The organism is Paenibacillus sp. GCM10023250, from assembly GCF_042653205.1.
In the GTDB taxonomy this organism is placed as follows: Bacteria; Bacillota; Bacilli; order Paenibacillales; family Paenibacillaceae; genus Paenibacillus_Z.
In genome coordinates this window covers 83,515-101,468 of sequence record NZ_JBHSHY010000018.1, presented here as the reverse complement: position 1 = coordinate 101,468, position 17,954 = coordinate 83,515, and the positions used below count along the sequence as shown (strand labels likewise).

Genomic DNA, 17,954 nt, shown 5'->3' with positions numbered 1-17,954 from the left:
TTCAGCCGATTCATCGAGGCGAATACGAGAAGGGAGCGAACCGGTTCGGCCGGCCGCTCCCTTCTTTGTTGTGCTCCGCCGTCCGGCGGATGTACAATGAGTTATTGCGTTTTCGTATTATCTATTGCCGGCGGCGTTCATCCCGCCGCTCCAAGGAGGCCCCATCCATGTCCACAACGCAGCGTCCGCGCTCGGAAGCGTTATACGCCGAAGCGCTGCAGCATATCGTCGGGGGCGTCAACAGCCCCTCCCGTTCGTTCAAGGCCGTCGGCGGCGGCGCGCCGGTCTTCATGAAGCGCGCGCAAGGCGCCCATTTCTGGGACGTCGACGACAACCGCTACATCGACTACTTGTGCGCCTACGGCCCGATCATTACCGGCCATGCGCATCCGCATATTACCGAGGCGATCACCGCGGCCGCCGCGAACGGCACGCTCTACGGCACGCCGACGGAGCTCGAGATCACGCTCGCGCGCATGCTGAAGGACGCGATCCCGTCGCTCGACAAGGTCCGCTTCGTCAATTCCGGTACGGAAGCCGTCATGACGACGATCCGCGTCGCCCGCGCCTACACGAAGCGCAGCAAAATCATCAAGTTCGCCGGCTGCTACCACGGCCACTCCGACCTCGTGCTCGTCGCCGCCGGCTCCGGCCCGTCGACGCTCGGCATCCCCGACAGCGCCGGCGTGCCGGTCAGCATCGCAAACGAGGTCATTACCGTGCCGTTCAACGACCTGGACGGCCTGCGCGCGGCGCTGGACGCTTTCGGCGACGACGTCGCCGCCGTCATGGTGGAGCCGATCGTCGGCAATTTCGGCATGGTCATGCCGAAGCCCGGCTTCCTCGAGGGGCTCTGCCGGATGACCCGCGAGGCGGGCGCCCTCGTCATCTACGACGAGGTCATCAGCGCCTTCCGCTTCCACTACGGCAGCGCCCAGACGTTCGCCGCGTTCCCGGACCACGCCGCCATCGAGCCCGATCTGACGGCGCTCGGCAAGATCATCGGCGGCGGGCTACCGATCGGCGCCTACGGCGGCCGCAAGGAGGTCATGGACCAGGTCGCGCCGCTCGGTCCCGCGTACCAAGCCGGCACGATGGCCGGCAACCCGGCCTCCATCTCCGCCGGGATCGCCTGTCTGGAGGTGCTGCGGCAGCCGGGCGCGTACGAGCGCATGGATGCCCTGGCGGCCCGGCTCGCGGACGCGCTGCAGGCGTCGGCGGACGCGCACGGCATCCCGCTGACGATCAATCGCATCCGCGGCTCGTTCTCCGCGCATTTCTGCAGCCATCCCGTCACCAACTACGACGAGGCGCAGGATACCGACGGCGAGCTGTTCGGCCGCTTCTTCCGCCTCATGCTGGGCCAGGGCATCTGCCTGGCGCCGTCGAAGTACGAGGCGTGGTTCCTGACCACGGCCCATACGGACGCGGACATCGACGCGACGATCACGGCGGCCGAGCGTGCCTTCCAGGCCTTGAAGAACTAGCCGGCGGGAGACGGGCTACCGCATGCCGGCCGGCGTCCTGCCGAGCCGTCCCCCGTCCCCTGCTGCCGGGCCTTCCTCCCGAACCGCCCGAAACCATCAAAGACGCCTGTCCGAAGGAAGCCCGCCGCGCATGGAGCGCGGCGCCGGCCCCTTGCGGCGGCGTCTTTTTCGTTCGTTGCGTTCAGGTCATCAGCGCGAACAAGGCGACGATGGCGAACGGGATGGCGACGAGCGTGGCGATGATCAGCCAGCCCGTCGGACGGCCGAAGTTGACCGTCCAGCCGATGCCGCGCTTCTTCGGCACGAAGACGGCAGGGTCCTTCGGATTGTAATAGACGCCGCCGCCCGCGAGCCAGTGCTCCTCGTCGCCGGTCCCCTGGCCCTGCAGGCCAAGCCGCCGCACCGTCGCGACCAGGCCGACGATGCCCGCCGCGACGAGCGCCATCACGCCGATCGTGACGCCCCGCAGCGCCCCGGGCGGCCAGCCGTACAGCATCGTCGCCTGGATGTAGCTGAAGTACAGCGTCAGCAGCAGCGACAGGGCGTATAGAAAGACGCTGTTCACGTAGCGGAATTTCCGCTGCTTCGCCTCCCCCGACGCCTTGTCCGCCGAAGGGGCGGCCTCAGCCTGCGCGATGACCGCGTTCGTGCCCATGATCGTCGCGAGGAGGCACAGCTGCACGATATTGAGCAGAAAGACGTTCGCCCAGCTTTTCCGGCCGAAGCCGTCCGGCTCGAAGTGTAGATCGTAATGCGTCGTCAGCGTGGAGGGGATGTCCTTCCACAGCAGCGCGGCCGCGAGCGCGGAGCCCGCGATGACCAGCGCCTGCAGCCAATACCAATGCAGCGGCAGGACCCCATGGCGGCGGTCCCGGCCCTGTTGTTGCGTCCCGTTCATTCCAATGAATCTCCCATCCGCGATAAATCGCTGCGGTACACCGCGACGCAGGCCCTGCTGAATTCGGCCTCCGTCATGCCCCGCGCCCGGCCTTCCGCCGCCAGCGCCCGCAGCTTGCTGTTCAGCCGGTCCATGTAGCGCTCCGTCAGGCGCGGCATTTCCTCCTTCGTCGGCACGAGCATGCCGAGCCGGCCGTCGTACCGTTCCAGCAGGAAGCCGTCCTGCTGCAGCGCCCGGTACGCCTTCTGCACCGTCTGCGACTTGACGCGCAGATCCGCCGCCAGCCGTTTGGCCGACGGCAGCGTCTTGCCCGGCTTCAGCGTCCCCGACGCGATTCCCGCGATAATTTGCTGGGCGATTTGCTCGTGAAGCGGCACTTCGCCCTGCAGGTCAAGCTCGATGAACATCCGCCAGCCTCCCCTCCGATCGCGCGTGCGCGATCCTTAACAAAAAAAACGCCTCTTCTCCGTCATATGCGGACGGTACAAGAGACGTTCTTCGTTAGGTGCCGGCGGTTTCGACCCGCTGCAGCGCCTGCAGGAGCTCGTCTTGAATGCGGCCGTTCGTCGCCGCGACATGGCGCACGCCGAGATGATAATCGTTGCCCTGCATGTCGGTCACATTGCCGCCGGATTCCTTCACGAGCAGCGCGCCCGCGGCCAGATCCCACGCGTTCAGGCCGACCTCCCAGAAGCCGGTGACGCGGCCCGCCGCCACGTACGCCATATGCAGCGCGGCCGAGCCGGCGGAGCGGACGTTGCGCACCTGCGGCACGATCGCCTGCAGCTGCTTCATGTTCAGCGGCCGGGCGTAGTTCGGATCCGCCGGGAAGCCGGTCGCGAGCAGGCTGTCCTGCAGCGCCGCCTCTCCCGACACGGCCATGCGGCGGCCGCGCACGTACGCGCCTTTGCCCTTCTCCGCCACGAACAGTTCGTCGCGCATCGGATCGTAGACGACGCCCACGATGACTTCGCCGCGATACGCCAGCGCGATCGACACCGAGAAGAACGGGAAGCCGTGCACGAAGTTCGTCGTGCCGTCGACCGGATCGACGATCCATAGATATTCCGCGTCCTGCACGCTTTGGAGCGCTTTCGCGGACGCTTCCGGCCCGGGCTCGACGCCCTCTTCGCCGAGGAACGAATGATGCGGGAAGTGGGTCCCCACGAGATTGCGGATCATCGTTTCCGCGCCTTTGTCCACTTCCGTCACGAGATCCTGCGCGGAATATTTTATCGATAGGCTTGTATGATTGCCAAGCTTGGTCTTGATCCATTCGCCGGCCTTGGCCGCGCAATTAATCGCGACGGCGGTGAAGCTCTTGCCTCCGACCAGAGGGATGTCTTTCCCTTCGCTCACGGTCTATCACGCTACCTTCCCTATGAGTTCTATTGCGTAGTAACACTATACGTCCGGTTTCGGACAAAGTTTCTTTCAAATCGCGAATTAACGCATGGGTCTGATCCGCCCCGGCCGCGCGAAACGCGAGATTCTGCTGCAATATCCTTCAAAAGTGTACCATTTAACCGAATTTTACACAAATAGTGCGCGCAGAAATAGACCGGTGCCCGGCACCATCCGGCGCGGCTTTCCGGTCTATCGTCGGAGACGGGTCTGCGGGTCTGTGGGGCGCCGGTCAGCGGATTTCGACGCTGCCGCCGTCAATGACGCGGATCCCCGCGCCCTCGGCCTCCAGCCGCCGCATGTCGTCCATCAGCTGCAGCAGCGCGGCGTCCTTGCGCTTTGCTTCGATCATGACGTCGAGCCGCGGGACCGAGCCCGCGATGCCGCGCAGAAACCGCAGCAGCGGACCGATCTCCACGTTATCCGCATGGCCGCGCGGGTCGCGCTCGCTCTTCGGGCTCGACGCGTGCAGCTTCGGCGCGAGCGGCGGCGGACCGCCGTCCGGCCCCTGCCATGTGCGGACGATGCGCGGCCACAGTTCGCCGAGCAGCGCCGCCTCGCCGTCGCCCCCGTCGTTCACGGCGTGATGGTGGATATCGAGCACCATCGGCGCGCCGACGGCTTCGGCCGCGTGCAGCGTCTCGCGCGCGGTGAACGTCTTGTCGTCGTTCTCCAGCGTCACGCGGCCGCGCAGCCGGTCCTCCAGGGCGCCGAACTGGCGGATGAACCGCTCGAGCGAGGCGGGCTTGTCCCCGTAGGCGCCGCCAACGTGGAGGTTGCACTTCGTCTTCGGGTCAAGGCCCATATGCTCCAGCATCGAGACGTGGTAATTCAGAACTTCGGCCGACTTGGCCAGCACTTCGGGACGCGGCGTGCTGAACACGCAGAAGTGGTCGGGATGGAACGACAGACGCATGTCCTTCTCCCGGGCATAGGCGCCGACGTCCGCGAACGCCGTCTCCAGCGCGGGGTACGGGTTCCAATCCTTCAGCGCGTCGTGCGTTGCGAGCGGGATGAGCTTGGACGTCATGCGGTACACATACACGCCGTGGCCGACGCAGTGCTTCATGATCCGCAGCGTCGTCCGCAGGTTCTCCTCCGCGATCCGCTCGAGCCGGCGCAGGCCGGCCTCCCGGTCGCCCAGCTTGGAGAACGTCGCGTACGTCATCGTCCGCGATGGGGACGCGTTCTCCAGCTGTACGCTCATCGCCACGAACCCGAAGCGCACGATCATGCCTGCTGCTCTCCGAAGAACATTTCGTAGGCGAGCGCCGTTTGCACGCGCGCCTCTTCCTCCGTCAGCTTCCGGACGAGCTCCATCTCCACCTCGGTCACTTCTTCGCCTTGGAAATTGATCTCGGCGATGGACACGAGAATGCGCACGATCGCGATCGCCTCGTTGTCCGGCGTGTAGGCGATGACCTTCTGGCCGGCCGGGTAGACGCGGAAGCCGCTTTTGACCATTTTGCCGCGGCCGTACTCGAGGAGCTCGTACAATTCCTGCTTGGACTTGAATTTGCAGACCGAGTTAAACTCCGTTTGGAATCCCATGGCGGGCCCTCCTTGATTAGGCTTGAATTGCGCGGGCGAGCCGAAGCTTCCCGGGTCTATGTAAAGGATTGGCCGGCTTCGCGAAGCCGGCTTTCGGCAATAGAAAATCCGGCTTGCGTCAAGCCGGACTTCCCCCATTGTAATCGATGCGCTGCTTCTCGCGATGGCGCGAGATCGCGAGCGCGATGAGCGTATCGAGCAGCTCCGCGTACGAGACGCCGCTTTCCTTCCACATGAGCGGATACATGCTGAACGGCGTGAAGCCCGGCATCGTATTCACTTCGTTGATGAGCAGCTGGTTGTCTTCCTTGCGCAGGAAGAAATCGACGCGCGACAGGCCGGAGCCGTCGATCGCCTGGAACGCGCGGACCGCCATCTCGCGGACGGCCTCCGACACCTCCGGCGGAAGATTGGCCGGAATATGCATCATCGACTTGCCGTCGATGTACTTCGCCTTGTAGTCGTAGAATTCGCTCGACGACGTGATCTCGCCGACGACGGACGCCCGCGGCTCGTCATTGCCGAGCACGCTCACCTCGATCTCGCGCGCGTCCACGAACTCCTCGACGATGACCTTGCGGTCGAAGCGCAGCGCGAAGTTCACGGCGTCGATCAGCTCCTCGCGGTTGCGCGCCTTGGAGATGCCGACGCTCGAGCCGAGGTTCGCCGGCTTGACGAAGCAAGGATAGCCGAGCGCGGTCTCGATCTCCAGAATATAGTAATCTTCGTCCTTCTCCCACTGCGTCCGGTTGAAATACCGGTAGACGCACTGCGGCAGGCCGTCCTGGGCGAACACCTTTTTCATCGTGATTTTGTCCATGCCGACCGCGGAAGCGAGCACGCCCGCGCCGACGTACGGAATATTCGCCATTTCGAAGAGGCCCTGTATCGTGCCGTCCTCCCCGAACGTGCCGTGCAGCAGCGGGAACACGACGTCGAGCGGCGCGCCGTCCGCCGGAATCGCCGCCGGCGAGACGGAGGAGATCGTCGCCTTGGCCAGGACGGCGGATACCTTTGCCGCCGGCCGCTCCTCCTGCTCCGCGCCGCCGCCAAACACCGGCATGAGCGCTTCGGTGCCGACGACCGCGGCGCCGCCCGCGAGGCGAAGCGAGGCGAGATCCGCCGGCGGCGCCAGCAGCACGTCGCCCGCACGCCATTCGCCCGTTTTGGAAATATAGAAAGGTTTGATTTCGTATTTGCCGTAATCGAATGCCTTCATGACCGCCAAGGCCGTCTGCAGCGAGACTTCATGCTCGCCGGAGCGCCCTCCGTAAACCAGACCTACGCGCACTTTCTCCCCCATGATTCAATCCTCCGGTTACGTATAATTTCCCACACAGGCGGGTTGTCATTCCTTGGGCTTGAAGCGCACTTTAAAATTCGTCCGCGATATGAAAAAAACGGTACCTGGTGTTCTCCGTCCAGGCGTAAGAATCCTGGTAGTCCCAATACCGGTGGCGGCTCGGCACCGTGTTCGCGTTGACGAGCGGCATGCCGGCCGCGTCGAACGCGGTGACGATCGTGCTGTGCTGGTACCGGTTGTCGCCGCCCCAGTCGTAAATGATGACGTCGCCGAGGGCGAGCTGATCCGCCGAGTCGACGACCGTCGCCCGCAGCGAGGAATTATGCGGCGAGGACAGGTAATGCTGCAGCGCGTTCGCCACGGCCCAGCTGTAGCTCCAATTTTCCCGGCTGCCGCTGAAGCCGCGGTACCACCAGCCGGAAGCCCTTTTACCAGTATAGTTCATCGGCGCGGACCCTGCAAAGAGACACTGGGAGATATAATTGGTGCAATTAACCTCGAAAAGCTCGTAGGCGGGATTGCCTTCGTTCCACCAGCGGTCGGCATAGGCGGCGGCCAAGTCGCGCCTGTACCGGATTCCGGCGCGGCCATGTTTGAAATGCGGCAAAACATCATAATTTATATAAGGTATGGATTGCGGCTTGCTCTCCGCGGCAAGGGCGAGCTCGTCGGCGAACTCCGCCGCATGGCTCGAATGGGACGAGGCGAACCGCGGACGGCGCTCGGACACGATCGGTTCGATCCGCGTGATGGCGTAATCGCCGCCGTCGGCGGACAGCCAGAGCCGCTCGCGGTCGCGCCGCTCCTCCGCATAGGCGCGGCCGCGGTGGTCGACCGTCCGTTTGACGCGCAGCTCCAGCAGCACGGAGACCTCGGAGAGCGTGCCGGATTCGCTGACGCGCAGCAGCTCGGCGCTCGTCTCGCTCCGGGTCGGCACGAGGCCGCGCAGCAGCTCGTTCTCGCGCAGGCGGGCGAGCCGCTGCCCGAACCGCCGCATATGGTCTTCGTCGGCGATAATGGCGCCGAACGGCGCGGCGAAGCGGTCGATCTCGGCTTGATTGTACAGCTTCACGTACTTGTGCACGGCTTCCTTCCAGCCTTCGGAGCGGGCCGCCTGGCCCGCTCCGACGCTGTCCCGCGCCACCATGGCGCTGCCCGGTCCGCGCGTGCCGTGCGTCCGCGGGGCCGGCGCCGGCGCGCGCTCCCGCCCGCCCGGGGCGGACGCGCCCTTTTTCGTGATCGTTTTGCCCGTTCCCGTCCGTGTTCGCGACCGCGGCATCGTCGATCCCTCCCGCAAATCCGTCATGAAAGCCCATCCCGCCCGCAGGCGGAAGAATGCTGGTTCATTATATGAGCCGCGCCGGGGTTTCATGAAAAACGGGCGGAAAACGGCCGCGGAAGGCGATATTTGGTCTTTCCTAATCGCGTATAAACCGCTATACTAAGGGTATCAATTGTTTTTTGAAATTCTGTTTCACAGAGTGAAACAGAACCACCTCAACGTCAAGGAGGCGCGAAGCGCAATGACCAAGCAAAACGAGTATTCCGTCCGCGAAACGCTCTCGGTCGGCGGCAAGCAGTACGCTTACTACCGGCTGAACGGACTGGAAGAGCAAGGCCTGGGCAAAATTTCCAAACTCCCTTTCTCCATTAAAGTGCTGCTCGAAGCGGCCGTTCGCCAATTCGACGGACGCGGCATCACCAAAGAACACGTCAAGCAGCTCGCCACGTGGGCGGACGGACGCGAAGACAAAGAAATTCCGTTCATTCCCGCACGCATCGTGCTGCAGGACTTCACCGGCGTGCCGGTCGTCGTCGATCTGGCGGCCATGCGCGACACCGTGAAGAAGTCCGGCGGCGACCCGAAGAAGATCAACCCGCTCGTGCCGGTCGACCTCGTCATCGACCACTCCGTCATGGTCGACGCCTTCGGCACGCCGGACGCGCTCGAATACAACATGGACATCGAATTCAAACGGAACGAAGAACGCTACCGTTTCCTGCGCTGGGCGCAAACGGCGTTCGATAACTTCCGCGCCGTTCCTCCGGGCACGGGTATCGTTCACCAAGTCAACCTCGAGTACCTGGCTTCCGTGGCCGCGACCAAAACGGTCGAAGGCGAAACGGTCGTCTACCCGGACTCCCTCGTCGGCACGGACTCCCACACGACGATGATCAACGGTCTCGGCGTCGTCGGCTGGGGCGTCGGCGGCATCGAGGCGGAAGCCGGCATGCTCGGCCAGCCGCTCTACTTCGTTACGCCGGAAGTCATCGGCTTCCGCCTGACGGGCAAGCTCTCCGAAGGCGCGACGGCGACCGACCTGGCGCTGACGGTGACGCAGATCCTCCGCAAGAAGGGCGTCGTCGGCAAATTCGTCGAGTTCTTCGGCCCGGGCCTGTCCAACATCGGCCTCGAAGACCGCGCGACGGTCGCCAACATGGCGCCGGAATACGGCGCGACGGTCGGCTACTTCCCGGTCGACAACGAGACGCTCCGCTTCATGCGCGCTACCGGCCGCACGGAAGAGCAAATCGCGCTCGTCGAAGCGTACTACACGGCGCAAGGCATGTTCCGCACGGACGATACGGCCGAGCCGACGTTCTCCGACATCGTCGAGCTTGACCTGTCGACGGTCGTGCCTTCCCTCGCCGGTCCGAAGCGTCCGCAGGACCGCGTCGAACTGACGGCGATGAAGGAATCCTTCAACGACATCATCCGCACGCCGATCGAGAAGGGCGGCTACGGCCTGACCGACAGCAAGATCGACGAGACGGTCGAAGTGAAGCACCCGAACGGCCAATCGAGCAAGATGGGCACGGGCGCGGTCGTCATCGCGGCGATCACGAGCTGCACGAACACGTCCAACCCGAGCGTTATGCTGGGCGCGGGCCTCGTGGCGAAGAAAGCCGTCGAGCGCGGCCTGAAGAAGCCGGCTTACGTGAAGAGCTCCCTGACGCCGGGCTCCCTGGTCGTTACGGACTACCTGACCAAGTCCGGCCTGCTCGAGCCGTTGGAGCAGCTCGGCTTCTACGTCGCGGGCTACGGCTGCGCGACATGCATCGGCAACTCCGGCCCGCTGCCGGACGAAGTGAGCAAGGCGATCGCCGACAACGACATGACCGTCGCGGCCGTGCTCTCCGGCAACCGGAACTTCGAAGGCCGCGTTCACGCGCAGGTCAAAGCCAACTACCTGGCATCGCCGCCGCTCGTCGTCGCTTACGCGCTTGCGGGCACGGTCAACATCGACCTGACGAACGATCCGATCGGCTACGACGGCAACAATCAGCCGGTGTACCTGAAGGACATCTGGCCGACGTCCAAGGAAATTTCCGACGCGCTCGCTTCGGCGATCACGCCTGAAATGTTCCGCGCGAAGTACGAGAACGTCTTTACGCAAAACGAGCGCTGGAACGCCATCGACGTGCCAACGGGCGAAAGCTACGAGTGGGACGCGAAGTCGACGTATATCCAAAACCCGCCGTTCTTCGAGAACCTCAGCGCGGGCGTAGGCGATATCGCCGACATCAAAGGCTCGAACGTGCTGGCGCTGCTCGGCGACTCCGTCACGACGGACCATATCTCGCCAGCTGGCAACATCAAGGCCGACAGCCCTGCGGGCAAATATCTGATCGAGCACGGCGTCGACAGAGTCGACTTCAACTCGTACGGCTCCCGCCGCGGCAACCACGAAGTCATGATGCGCGGCACGTTCGCGAACATCCGCATCCGCAACCAGGTCGCTCCTGGCACGGAAGGCGGCGTGACGACGTACCTGCCGACGGACGAAGTGATGTCCATCTACGACGCGTCGATGCTGTATCAGAAGAACGGCAAGAACCTCGTCGTCATCGCCGGCAAAGAGTACGGCACGGGCAGCTCCCGCGACTGGGCGGCGAAGGGCACGTTCCTGCTCGGCGTGAAGGCTGTCATCGCCGAAAGCTTCGAGCGGATCCACCGTTCCAACCTGGTCGGCATGGGCGTCCTGCCGCTCCAATTCCAAGAAGGCCACGGCTGGAAGACGCTGAACATCACCGGCCGCGAAACGTTCGACATCGTCGGGCTGAGCAACGACGTGCAGCCGGGCCAAACGGTGACCGTCGTCGCGACGCGCGAAGACGGCACGACGTTCGAATTCCCGGCCATCGTCCGCCTGGACTCCACGGTCGACGTCGATTACTACCGGAACAGCGGCATTCTCCAAACCGTGCTCCGTCAAATGATCGCCGGCAACAAGTAAGCTTGCCGACGCCTACAACAAACGGGCCCGCTCGCATGAGCGGACCCGTTTTTTTCTATGTCCAGAGCTCCCCGCCTCAGGGCTTGCGAACGAGAACCTCGTTCGGCATGCTCATAGCATACGTCGTATGGCGCTCGGCGGAACAAGGATGCGAATGTGCATCTCCGCCCGAGTGCGGATCGCGCTGCGCAGGGCCGCGTCGGTCATGCGGCTTCGCTACCGCGAAGGCCGCGTCGATATTGCCGAGCGGATAGAGCTTGCCGGTCCGGATACGGATCGCGAACCGGTTGACGCCGCCGGAGGGCGACGTCAGGGCGGGACAGGTGCACAGATCGCTTCCGCGACCGCGCAGCCGAATCCCTCGAGAAGCGGAGCAGAGGGAGCCTCCGGAATCTCCGATGAATGGACGCCAGTTTTTGTTCGGTTCAAACCGTCCGACCCAGCCGATCAGGATGGGAAACGGCTTCGGCGGATACGGAAAGTAGGCGAATTCCTCCGCGCCGGGCGGGTTGTCGAACGTGATCTAAGCATGCCTTGCACATACATCGCCAGCAGCGTCTTGTGAATGCGAGGCGCGGTATGAGCAGCGCGTCCGCCATATTGGCGGTCGGACCCGATTGAGCGTGACACGCCGCCGCTCGGCGTGAAGAAGGAGAATCGAATGACCGACTGCGGTCACTCCGCTTCGACCCGCGTCCTTCACGCGTATGCGGCCGGCTGTCGCGCTCGGCGAAAGCATGCCTGCTGCCTGTATGGTACGGAAGTCCCCTCCCGCCGGCGCCCTGGCGCAGCGGCGGCCATCGGGGGCGGGACTTCAACGGAATAAACCTGTTCATGGACGGCTCGGATTCCCTGCGCGTTGCCGATTGTCTAGGAGGATGCCGCGCGTTCCGGTCCTTTGCCGGGGCGCGCTGCCGTCGATAGCGTGCCGGAGCCGGTTCGCGTCATCCTGGTCTTAGCTTATGGCGGAGCACGCCGCGCCGCTTGTGCGATTGTCCCCCCAGGCGCAGCGGAGGCGAATTTCCGCGCACGCCGATATGAGAGAAGCGCCCGCGGCGGATGCCGACGGGCGCTTCTCCCGATGAACGCGCATCGGGCCGGACAGGGCGAACGGCGCGCGCCGTCCGCTTATTTCAACATGGAGCCGAGCCGCTTCGCCGCTTCCATGACCGCGGGCGCCTGCTCCCGCATCTTCTCCGGCGTCAGCCGGTTGGACGGGCCGGACACGGAGAGCGCGGCGACCAGCTTGCCCGTGCGGGAGAAGATCGGCGCCGCCACGGCGGCCGCGCCCAGCTCGCGCTCCTCCACGCTCATCGCGTAGCCGAGATTGCGCCATTCCTCGAGCTGCTCACGATACTGCGCGCGGTCGAACTGGGCCGGCCAGGATGCGTCCTGGAGCAGCTCCTCGCGCTGCTCCGGCTCCTCGAACGCGATCAGCACCTTGCTCGAGGCACCGACGTAGAGCGGAAGCCGCGCGCCGATCGGCGCAACCCGTCGGATCGCCTGGATGCTCTGCACCGCCTGAATCCGGATCCGCTCGTTGCCGTCGCGCAGATAGAGGCTGACCGTCTCGCCGAGCAGGTCGCGCAGCCGCTCCATCTCCGGCAGCCCGATGACGGCGGGATCATCGGCGCCCGACATGTTCGCCGACAGCTCCCAGATGCGCAGCCCGAGCCGATAGCGGTCCGAAGCCGCGTCCCGCGCCACGAAGCCGCGCTGCTCCAGCGTCGCCAGCATGCGGTGGACGGTGCTCTTGTGCAGCCCGACCTGCTCGGCCAGCTCCGTCATCGCCCATTCCCGCCGCTCGGTAAAGCACAGCAGCAGATCCAGCGCGCGCTCAACGGCGCGCACGGTCGATTTTCCATCATCCGCCATAGGCCTTCTCCCCCAATCGCCGGTTGTCATCTATCGAATTCGGTTTCACTCAATGAAACTTATTTACACCTAGTATAACCCAGATAACGCGTAACGGTAAAGCACAAGCGCCGGTTTTGTCTTATTTTACAGCAGGATTACAGGCGGATAACAAGTTGTCGACACGCATTGACAGGCCGGTCCATTCGGTCATACCATAGGAGTACAGAACTAATAGAAAACGCTTTCAGAAATGATTTCCGAAAATTCCGTTCATTTAAATTTTTACCTGATTTTGTCGAATCCATTCATGTCCGGCAGGGCCTTCCGGCCGCCGTTCGTTTATTTCTTCCTTATTCGTCATCCAGCGTTTCTAAGGGGGGTCTCAACATGAGCACGACGATTACACCGCTGCACCCGGCCGGTGCTTTCCCGCCTGGCCTGCGTCCCCCTCTCGCGCCCGCGCCGGCCGAACAGGCAGGGCCCGGCGCGGGCCGCAGGCATGCCGCGCTCGCGGTGCTGTCCGCCTTCGCCGCGATGCTGCTGCTGCTGGCGCTCGCCTTCCACGGCTACGTCGCCTGGGTCATCGCGCATCCTTATGTGCCCGCGCTGACGTCGAATCCGCTCGCCGCCAAAGGGCTCGCGTACGACGACGTCTCGTTCCCGAGCAAGAGCGGGCGCACGACCGTCCACGGCTGGTACATTCCCGCGCCGGCTTCCGGCGGCGGCGCCGCTTCGGCGACGCTGGCTGCGGCCGGCGCGGATGCCGGTCCATCCGCGGCCAAGGCCGCCGCGATTCCCGCCTCCGACCGCACCGTCGTCTTCAGCCACGGCTACGGGGCCAACCGCGAGGAGACATGGGTGCCGATGTACGACCTGGCCAAGCTGCTGCACGGCCTGCACTACAACGTCTTCATGTTCGACTACGGCTACGCCTCGTCCGGCGTGCGTACGCCGGCGACGGGCGGCCTGGAGGAATCCCAGCAGCTGCTGGCCGCGATCCAGTACGCGCGTTCGCAGGGCGCCGGCGAAGTCGTCGTCTGGGGCTTCTCCATGGGCGCGGGCACCGCGCTGCAGGCGGCGCTGCAGACGGACGCCTCCGACCGGATCGACGCGATGCTGCTCGACAGCCTGTTCCTGCCGACGGGCGACTCGCTCTACAGCAACGTGCAGCAGTATTTGAAGGAGCTGCCGCGCTATCCGTCGGTGCCGCTCATTAAGTGGATGCTGCCGTTCTTCACGGGCGTCCATCTCGACAGCCTTCCCGTGCGTCAGGTGCTGCAGACCCCGTATCCGATGCCGGTCTTCATCATGCACGGCACGGACGACGCCATCGCCTCGGTCTCGACCGCGAAGCGGATCGCGGCCGACCAGCAAAACGCGCTGTCGCGCAGCTGGGTCGTGGAAGGCGGCAAGCACGAGCTGCTGTTCAAGACGCGGCCGAAGGAATACATCCAGCGCGCCGCGCTGTTCCTGAGCCAGGTGGACGCGGCCTACAAGACCGATCAGGCAGCCGCTGCGGACAACGCCGGCCAAGCCGCTTAACCGTCCGCGTTCCCGCGCATAACGAAAAGGCCCGCTTCGCCAACCCGCCGATCAGGCGGCCCGCGAAAGGGCCTTCTTTGCATTATGCACGCTCATTGCTTCAGCAACGACAGAAATTCCGAACGGAGCGGCGCGCTCGTGCGGAACTCTCCGCGCACGGCCGACGTCACCGTCTTGCTGCCCGGCTTCTTCACGCCGCGGGCGCACATGCACAGATGCTCGCCTTCCACCACGACCATGACGCCGTGCGGCTGCAGGACTTCTTCCATGATGTCCGCGATCTGCGTGGTGATCCGCTCCTGCACCTGCAGGCGGCGCGTGACCGCCTCGACGAGCCGCGCCAGTTTACTGAGGCCGGCGATTTTGCCGCTCGGGATGTAGCCGATGTGCGCCTTCCCGAAGAACGGCGCCATATGATGCTCGCACTGGCTGTAATAGACAATATCCCGGACGATGACCAGCTCTTCGTGCTGCTCGTCGAAGGTGACGCCGAGCACGTCGCGCGGGTCGACCGAATAGCCCGCGAAGATTTCTTCGTACATGCGCGTCACGCGCGCGGGCGTCTCCTGCAGCCCCTCGCGGTCCACGTCCTCCCCGATCAGGCTGAGAATTTGCTTGATATGATACTCGATTTGCTCCCGATTATCCGAAACGACAGTATTGACGTAGTCCTTGATCCCCGCCATAGCTTATCGTCTCCTTTCCCTGTACCGGCAAGCCGGGGGACGATTACCGCCGTCTTCCGCCCGGACGCTGGTTTTGGTTTTTCATCATCTGCTGGGCCTTCTGCAGCTGCTGGTTATTCATGTTATAGCCCATTTGCTTCGCCATTTTCTTGAGCATTTCCGGATCGTTCTGCATCTTCTCCAGCTGCTTGCGGAGATAAAAGACGCCAACGAAAAAGCCGCCCACGGCGCCAACGATGAGCGTAATGATCGAAATGATGACCGTCCACATACTCGTTCACCTTGCCTTGTCTCGTTTTGTAGTCATATTGCCCTTTATAATAGCACGAGGGACCATGCGTTCGCAAACATTGCTTGCCTGGTCCCTCGTCCTATATGCGATCCCGTTCCGGCGCGCCGGAAAGCGCGTTCTCGGCCAATGCCCGGCCGTCTGCCCGCAGGCCGTCCAGCGCCTGCCCGATCGCGTCCCGCACGCCCTCGTCCGCCTCGCGCTCAAGCGCCTGCGCCAGCGCCTCGGCGGCCGCGCCGCCGCCGATCCGGCCGAGCGACCAGGCCGCCGTCGCGCGCAGCTCGAAGCGCGGGTCGTCCCGAAGTACACCTGCGAGCGCGGGCACCGACGCCGCGTCCTTGAAATTGCCGAGCGCGATGACCGCGTTGCGCTGGATCGGCTTGCGTCCCCGCCAGGCGGACGCCCCCGAGCCGTACCGCTCCTTGAACTCGCGATTGCCCATCGTCAAGAGCGGCACGAGCAGCGGCTTCACCTTCTCGTGATCCGGCGTCAGCTCCGGATGGTGATCGGCATGCTTGCCCTTGTTCTCCGGGCAGACGATCTGGCACGTGTCGCAGCCGTACAGCCGGTTGCCGATCTTGCGCATCAGCTCGTCGGAGACGAGCCCCTTCGTCTGCGTCACGTACGAGATGCAGCGCTGCGCGTTCAGCTGCCCGGGCGCGACGAGGGCGTCCGTCGGGCAGGCGTCGATGCACGCCGTACAGCTGCCGCAGCTCTCGGTCACCGGCGCGTCCGGCGGCAGCGGCAGGTTCGTAATCATTTCCCCCAGGTAGACCCAGGAGCCCCACTCCGGTGTAATGATCGCGCAATTGCTGCCGCTCCAGCCGATGCCTGCGCGCTCCGCGACCGCGCGGTCCGAGAGCGCGCCCGTATCGACCATGCTCAGGAAGCGCCCTTCCGGGACGCGCGCCTGCAGCCACGCCTCCAGCCGCCGCAGCCGCTCGCGCAGCACCGTATGGTAGTCCTCGCCCCAGGCGGAGCGGGACAGCAGGCCGCGCCGCGCGCCCGGTTCGGATTTGGGCGGGTTCTTCAGCTTGGACGGATGCGCGATCGCGATCGCGACGATCGACCGCGGGTCGTCGAACAGCATCGCCGGCTCCGTCCGCTTGTCCAGGTCCGGCTCCTCGAACCCGGATTCGTAGCCGAGCGCGCGGTGCCGTTCGAGCCGTTCCCGCAGTTCCGTGAACGGCTCCGCCGAAGCGACGCCGATCTTATCGATGCCGAGCTGCCGCGCGGCGGCCTTCATGTCTTCCTTCAGCTGCGTCCAATCGATGCTGCCGCGCTCCATGCCCGGCACCTCCTTTCCCGCTCCCTAGAGGGCGGCCCACTGCGTGATCGGCCACAGGATCAAGTCCGCGCGGCCGAGAATGGCGCTCCGCGGCACGGCCTGGAACGACCGGCTGTCGCGGCTCGCGCTGGCGTGGCGGTTATCGCCCATGACGAAATAATGCTCGGCCGGCACGTCGACCGGACCGAAGTCCTCGTCTTCGATCAGCACATCCGTGTAGGCCTCCACGACGAGCTCCCCGTTGCGGTACAGCTCGCCCTGGCGGATCTCGATCCGGTCCCCCGGCACGCCGACGATCCGCTTGACGAGATAGTCCTCATGCTCCGACTCCGGGGCCGGATCCTTCAAAATCACGACGTCGCCAAGCCCCGGCGAGCCGGTCCGATAGCTCAGCTTGTTCACGAACAGCCATTCCTTCTCGTACAGCGTCGGCTGCATCGACCGGCCTTCCACCGTGGATAGACTGAAGACGTAATAATGCAAGCCGAGCACGACGATCACGGCGATGACGAGCGTACGTCCCCATTCCCACAGCTCCTTGGCCCATGGGGACAGCTCGGCTCGCCCGCCCTCGCCGCGCCGCTTCGCTCCGGGCGCGCGCTCCGGTGCCGCCGAAGGCTTCCGTGCCTTCGCGGCAGCCTTCCTGTGCTTGCGCGGTCCCAGCGCCTGCTCCGGCTCCTTCGGGAATTCGGTTCCCGGGCCTGGCCCCGTACTCATCGGTCAGCTACACCTCGCCCGTCTGGTTATGCCATGCCTCGTAATAGGATAAAATAAGCTCGTCGCCGAACGGCGCCCTGCCGTTCTGCGCGCGGTCCAGCAGCGCCTTGAGCCCCTCCATTACTTTTCGGTTGACTTCCTCCGAATAGTGATAGGCGATCTTGTGCATCTCGTACTCTTCCTGGTCCACGACCTGCGCCTTGCCGCCGCCCCGGGGCACGATCACGTCGAGGTCGTAGTCGATGTACGTCAGCACGTCGTTCTGGAAGAAAAGCGGCGAGGCTACGTTGCAATAATAACGCACGCCTTGATCCTCGAGCAGGCCCACGACGTTGAACCACTCGCCCGGGATGAAGAAGGACACGGCCGGAACCCGGCTGATCCACTGCTTGCCGTCCGCTTCTTGGATCGGGGTTTGGCGGTTGATGAACACGAGCATCGATTCCGCCGCGTGCTCCGGCGCGAGCCGCTCCGCGGGCACGAGCCAGTTCTCCAGCCATACCCGGTGCAAATGCCCGTTGTTCTTGAAGCTCTTAATGACACATGGCCGATAGGTCGTCATAAGCAATACTCCTACGCAGGTTGAATTTCATGCAGGCGTGCAAATTACTCGGGTCATCTTATTATTTCCAAAGAAAAGGCATAATTGTTCCCATAAGTTAAGAAAAGCATATCTGTTCGCCAAAAGCAATGA

16 protein-coding genes are annotated in these 17,954 nt (G+C 64.3%); 3 read left to right on the top strand and 13 right to left on the bottom strand.

The features are described 5' to 3' along the window. The first annotated feature begins 167 nt into the window (after window positions 1-167). The gene (locus ACFPB1_RS15725; protein WP_379226918.1) at window positions 168-1,487 is read left to right on the top strand and encodes a glutamate-1-semialdehyde 2,1-aminomutase; all 1,320 of its coding nucleotides are present in this window, start codon (window positions 168-170) and stop codon (window positions 1,485-1,487) included. Between the two features lie 181 nt (window positions 1,488-1,668). On the opposite strand, the gene ACFPB1_RS15720 is transcribed toward ACFPB1_RS15725, so the two are convergent. The 7 genes from ACFPB1_RS15720 to ACFPB1_RS15690 form a co-directional block, all read right to left on the bottom strand. Further along, a complete protein-coding gene (locus ACFPB1_RS15720; RefSeq protein ID WP_379226917.1) occupies window positions 1,669-2,385 on the bottom strand; it encodes a DUF5808 domain-containing protein in 717 nt (238 codons plus the stop codon). Continuing rightward, a complete protein-coding gene (locus ACFPB1_RS15715) occupies window positions 2,382-2,792 on the bottom strand; it encodes a GntR family transcriptional regulator (RefSeq protein WP_379226915.1) in 411 nt (136 codons plus the stop codon). The genes ACFPB1_RS15720 and ACFPB1_RS15715 overlap by 4 nt, the downstream gene beginning before the upstream one ends. Before the next feature lie 94 nt (window positions 2,793-2,886). Further along, window positions 2,887-3,744: an inositol monophosphatase family protein gene (locus ACFPB1_RS15710; protein WP_379226913.1), complete on the bottom strand. Its 858-nt coding sequence runs from the start codon at window positions 3,742-3,744 to the stop codon at window positions 2,887-2,889. A gap of 277 nt (window positions 3,745-4,021) precedes the next feature. Further along, window positions 4,022-5,023 (bottom strand): UV DNA damage repair endonuclease UvsE, encoded by a 1,002-nt coding sequence (gene uvsE / locus ACFPB1_RS15705; RefSeq protein ID WP_379226910.1) that lies wholly within the window; start codon window positions 5,021-5,023, stop codon window positions 4,022-4,024. Next, on the bottom strand, window positions 5,020-5,340 hold the full coding sequence (locus tag ACFPB1_RS15700) for a hypothetical protein (RefSeq protein WP_379226908.1): 321 nt from the start codon (window positions 5,338-5,340) through the stop codon (window positions 5,020-5,022). The genes uvsE and ACFPB1_RS15700 overlap by 4 nt, the downstream gene beginning before the upstream one ends. A gap of 118 nt (window positions 5,341-5,458) precedes the next feature. Beyond that, window positions 5,459-6,643: a D-alanine--D-alanine ligase gene (locus ACFPB1_RS15695; RefSeq protein WP_379226906.1), complete on the bottom strand. Its 1,185-nt coding sequence runs from the start codon at window positions 6,641-6,643 to the stop codon at window positions 5,459-5,461. A gap of 70 nt (window positions 6,644-6,713) precedes the next feature. Continuing rightward, window positions 6,714-7,949 (bottom strand): amidase domain-containing protein, encoded by a 1,236-nt coding sequence (locus ACFPB1_RS15690; protein WP_379226904.1) that lies wholly within the window; start codon window positions 7,947-7,949, stop codon window positions 6,714-6,716. A 217-nt stretch (window positions 7,950-8,166) separates the two neighbouring features. On the opposite strand from ACFPB1_RS15690, the gene acnA reads away from it, so the two are divergent. Further along, window positions 8,167-10,881 carry an aconitate hydratase AcnA gene (acnA, locus tag ACFPB1_RS15685; protein ID WP_379226902.1) on the top strand — a complete coding sequence of 905 codons (2,715 nt, stop codon included), beginning with the start codon at window positions 8,167-8,169 and terminating at the stop codon, window positions 10,879-10,881. A gap of 1,128 nt (window positions 10,882-12,009) precedes the next feature. On the opposite strand, the gene ACFPB1_RS15680 is transcribed toward acnA, so the two are convergent. Continuing rightward, window positions 12,010-12,756, bottom strand: coding sequence for an IclR family transcriptional regulator (locus ACFPB1_RS15680; RefSeq protein ID WP_379226900.1), 747 nt, complete (start codon window positions 12,754-12,756; stop codon window positions 12,010-12,012). 369 nt (window positions 12,757-13,125) lie between these two features. Here ACFPB1_RS15680 and ACFPB1_RS15675 point away from each other — a divergent pair, with 369 nt between their 5' ends. Continuing rightward, window positions 13,126-14,280, top strand: coding sequence for an alpha/beta hydrolase (locus tag ACFPB1_RS15675; RefSeq protein WP_379226898.1), 1,155 nt, complete (start codon window positions 13,126-13,128; stop codon window positions 14,278-14,280). 92 nt (window positions 14,281-14,372) lie between these two features. Here ACFPB1_RS15675 and folE read toward each other — a convergent pair whose 3' ends face one another. The 5 genes from folE to ACFPB1_RS15650 form a co-directional block, all read right to left on the bottom strand. Next, window positions 14,373-14,966, bottom strand: coding sequence for a GTP cyclohydrolase I FolE (gene folE / locus ACFPB1_RS15670; RefSeq protein WP_379226895.1), 594 nt, complete (start codon window positions 14,964-14,966; stop codon window positions 14,373-14,375). A 43-nt stretch (window positions 14,967-15,009) separates the two neighbouring features. Beyond that, entirely contained in the window at window positions 15,010-15,237 is a 228-nt protein-coding gene (locus tag ACFPB1_RS15665; RefSeq protein ID WP_379226893.1) for a YneF family protein, read from the bottom strand. Window positions 15,238-15,337: 100 nt separating this feature from the next. Then, window positions 15,338-16,543 carry a tRNA epoxyqueuosine(34) reductase QueG gene (gene queG / locus ACFPB1_RS15660; RefSeq protein WP_379226891.1) on the bottom strand — a complete coding sequence of 402 codons (1,206 nt, stop codon included), beginning with the start codon at window positions 16,541-16,543 and terminating at the stop codon, window positions 15,338-15,340. Window positions 16,544-16,567: 24 nt separating this feature from the next. Then, window positions 16,568-17,260: a signal peptidase I gene (gene lepB / locus ACFPB1_RS15655; RefSeq protein ID WP_379226888.1), complete on the bottom strand. Its 693-nt coding sequence runs from the start codon at window positions 17,258-17,260 to the stop codon at window positions 16,568-16,570. A 7-nt stretch (window positions 17,261-17,267) separates the two neighbouring features. Then, window positions 17,268-17,822 (bottom strand): DUF402 domain-containing protein, encoded by a 555-nt coding sequence (locus ACFPB1_RS15650; protein ID WP_379226886.1) that lies wholly within the window; start codon window positions 17,820-17,822, stop codon window positions 17,268-17,270. Between the last annotated feature and the right edge of the window lie 132 nt (window positions 17,823-17,954).

Bases quoted from the DNA above. Each gene is read 5' to 3' on its own strand.
- folE (WP_379226895.1), bottom strand. From the start codon at position 14,966: ATGGCGGGGATCAAGGACTACGTCAATACTGTCGTTTCGGATAATCGG.
- ACFPB1_RS15720 (WP_379226917.1), bottom strand. From the start codon at position 2,385: ATGAACGGGACGCAACAACAGGGCCGGGACCGCCGCCATGGGGTCCTG.
- queG (WP_379226891.1), bottom strand. From the start codon at position 16,543: ATGGAGCGCGGCAGCATCGATTGGACGCAGCTGAAGGAAGACATGAAG.
- ACFPB1_RS15650 (WP_379226886.1), bottom strand. From the start codon at position 17,822: ATGACGACCTATCGGCCATGTGTCATTAAGAGCTTCAAGAACAACGGG.
- ACFPB1_RS15725 (WP_379226918.1), top strand. From the start codon at position 168: ATGTCCACAACGCAGCGTCCGCGCTCGGAAGCGTTATACGCCGAAGCG.
- ACFPB1_RS15715 (WP_379226915.1), bottom strand. From the start codon at position 2,792: ATGTTCATCGAGCTTGACCTGCAGGGCGAAGTGCCGCTTCACGAGCAA.
- ACFPB1_RS15675 (WP_379226898.1), top strand. From the start codon at position 13,126: ATGAGCACGACGATTACACCGCTGCACCCGGCCGGTGCTTTCCCGCCT.
- ACFPB1_RS15700 (WP_379226908.1), bottom strand. From the start codon at position 5,340: ATGGGATTCCAAACGGAGTTTAACTCGGTCTGCAAATTCAAGTCCAAG.
- acnA (WP_379226902.1), top strand. From the start codon at position 8,167: ATGACCAAGCAAAACGAGTATTCCGTCCGCGAAACGCTCTCGGTCGGC.
- ACFPB1_RS15695 (WP_379226906.1), bottom strand. From the start codon at position 6,643: ATGGGGGAGAAAGTGCGCGTAGGTCTGGTTTACGGAGGGCGCTCCGGC.
- lepB (WP_379226888.1), bottom strand. From the start codon at position 17,260: ATGAGTACGGGGCCAGGCCCGGGAACCGAATTCCCGAAGGAGCCGGAG.
- ACFPB1_RS15665 (WP_379226893.1), bottom strand. From the start codon at position 15,237: ATGTGGACGGTCATCATTTCGATCATTACGCTCATCGTTGGCGCCGTG.
- uvsE (WP_379226910.1), bottom strand. From the start codon at position 5,023: ATGATCGTGCGCTTCGGGTTCGTGGCGATGAGCGTACAGCTGGAGAAC.
- ACFPB1_RS15690 (WP_379226904.1), bottom strand. From the start codon at position 7,949: ATGACGGATTTGCGGGAGGGATCGACGATGCCGCGGTCGCGAACACGG.
- ACFPB1_RS15680 (WP_379226900.1), bottom strand. From the start codon at position 12,756: ATGGCGGATGATGGAAAATCGACCGTGCGCGCCGTTGAGCGCGCGCTG.